General features: G+C 68.9%; 3 protein-coding genes and 1 pseudogene. All 4 read left to right on the forward strand.

Annotated elements, in window-relative coordinates; translation table 11 throughout:
• A partial coding sequence (locus ABEA87_RS42075) for a response regulator transcription factor (protein WP_345638095.1) occupies positions 1–127 on the forward strand: 127 nt, incomplete at its 5' end.
• Between the two features lie 72 nt (positions 128–199).
• Complete coding sequence (locus ABEA87_RS42080; RefSeq protein WP_345639402.1) at positions 200–499, forward strand: hypothetical protein; 300 nt, start codon at positions 200–202, stop codon at positions 497–499.
• A gap of 190 nt (positions 500–689) precedes the next feature.
• Positions 690–896, forward strand: a pseudogene (locus ABEA87_RS42860) (transposase); the annotation flags it as partial.
• A 64-nt stretch (positions 897–960) separates the two neighbouring features.
• Entirely contained in the window at positions 961–2,127 is a 1,167-nt protein-coding gene (locus ABEA87_RS42085) for a transposase (protein ID WP_345639403.1), read from the forward strand.
• The last annotated feature ends 298 nt before the right edge of the window (positions 2,128–2,425 follow it).

Raw genomic sequence — 2,425 nt, forward strand, 5'->3', positions numbered from 1 at the left:
CGCCGCGACCCTGGTGATCAGTCAGGAGACGGTGAAGACGTACGTGTCGCGGATTCTCACCAAGCTGGATCTGCGCGACCGGGTGCAGGCGGTGGTGTATGCCTACCGCAACGGCCTGGTGACCTGAGACTCTCCGCCGCCCGGTCGGACAGGTTCAGGACCGACCTCCGATCCGTGGGTCGGTGCCCGGCAGGCGTTGGTGGCCTATGCCTCGGCGTATGCGGTGGCGGCGAAGTTGCTGACCAAGCTCGGTGTGGGTGAACTCGCGCTGCTGGTGGCGGACCGGTCGGCGACGGCGGCGGTGGAGGCGGATTCGCTGGAGGCTCGGGGTTTGGCCGCGTACCACGTGGCTTGCGCGTTGCTGCGTCTGGATCGACCGGAGGACACGGCGGACCTGGCCGTGGCGATGGCGGCGTGGCGTACGGGCCGGAGTATTGGACTAGGTAACTGGTGTGAAACGGTCGCTTCGGGTCGGTGTGTCCGCATCGATGGGCGGTGATTCCGGGGTACTTTGAGGCGTGGCGTTGGGTGTTGCTTCGCAGCAGTTGGACCTGCTGGATCCGGTGACCCAGTTGTGTGACAAGGCTTTGCCGGCCACGTCGGTCTTCGCGTTCCTGCACCAACAGCGTGAGGTGTTGTTCCCGGACGGGTTTTTCGCCGACTTGTTCGCGGCGGACGGTCGCCGGTCGGTGCCGCCGTCGGTGGTCGCCACGGTGATGGTGCTGCAACGCTTGGAGGGCTTGTCGGACCGCGAGGCAGTGGAGCGGTTCACTTTCGACGTCCGGTGGCGCTATGCGGCCGGGGTAGGCGGCTGGGACAGCCCTGCGCACCGGGTCGGGTTCGCGCACACGGTGCTGGTCGATATGCGGGAACGGCTACGCCGGTCGGATCGCCCGGACCGGGTCTTCGACGTCGCGTTGGACGCGGCTCGGGCTGCGGGGCTGTTGGGACGGCGGCGGGGTGCTGGACTCCACCCCGTTGTACGACGCGGTGGCCACGATGGACACGGTCACGTTGATCCGCTCGGCGATCCGTGGCCTGTTGCGGGTGACCGACCCGGAGTTGGCTGGGCGGCTTCGGTCGTTACTGGCAAGCGGCGACGACTATGCCAGCACCGGCAAGCCGGTCATTGATTGGGACGACAAGGCGGCGCGGGAGGCGCTGGTCGACTCCCGCGCCCGGGACGGTTTCGGGCTGCTGGCCGCCCTGGACGGGCAGCAGTTGCCTGACGCGGTGGGGCAGGCCGTCCAACTGCTGGCCACCGTGCTGGGCCAGGACTTGGAAACCGGGCCGGACGGCGTGTTACGCATTGCCCGGAAGGTGGCCCCGGACCGGGTGATCTCGACGGTGGACACGCAGGCCCGGCACGGACACAAGACCAACCACCGCGGCTTCGACGGATACAAAGGACACATCGCCATCGACCCGGACGCGGAGATCATCACCGCGACCGCGGTGACAGCGGGCAACACCGGCGACGCCGACCCGGCCCCCGGCCTGATCGCCGACCTGCTGGAGCCCGGCCACGACCAGGCCGCGGCCACCCACGCCGCGGCGGTCTACGGCGACTGCGCTTACGGCACCGGCGAGATCCTCGACCAGCTACACCAGGCGGGGATCGACGCCAAAACGAAAGTACAAGCACCCAACGCGCCGGGCGGGAAGTTCACCAAAGACCAGTTCGACATCGACCTGCAACACCAGCAGGTCACCTGCCCGGGCGGCGTCACGATCCCGATCCGTGCGGTCAGCGGCCACCCCCGCCGCGCCGGCAAGGCCGACTTCGGACTCGCCTGCACCGCCTGCCCGCTGCGCGCGCAGTGCACCGATTCCAAGACCGGACGCCACATCACCATCGGCCATCACGAGGCCCGCCTCGCCGCGGCCCGTATCCGCCAAACCGACCCCGCCTGGCGCAACGACTATCGCGCCACCCGCCCCAAGGTCGAACGCAAGATCGCCCACCTCATGCGCCGCCGCCACGGCGGCCGCCGCGCCCGGATGCGCGGACGTCTACGCATCGACGCCGACTTCAACCTCCTCGCCGCCGCAGTCAACCTCGCCCGACTGGCCGCCCTCGGCCTCGCCTACACCCCACACCGCGGTTGGGCCCTCAACGCCTGCTGACCGCCACCACCCAGCCCCGAAACACCACCACACGCCCAGCGAACCGCCTACAACGCCGGCTCGCCAACGGAATCCGGCTCCCCACAGCCACCGAACACACCACACTCCACGAACCCACACAGCAACGGTGGCCGACCCGCTACCCGGGCCAGCCACCGTTTCACACCAGTCGGGACTGTCTTGCTAACGGTGTTTCCGGCCTGACCCGCCAGGCGTTGTGCCTGGTGAGGAGGGCGCTGTGATGACCGCGACACTGAACGATGTGACACCGAGGAAGGCCAGGGCTGGGCAGTCGGCG

Origin of the sequence: Rugosimonospora acidiphila, from assembly GCF_039543385.1 — a bacterium.
Taxonomy (GTDB): domain Bacteria; phylum Actinomycetota; class Actinomycetes; order Mycobacteriales; family Micromonosporaceae; genus Rugosimonospora; species Rugosimonospora acidiphila.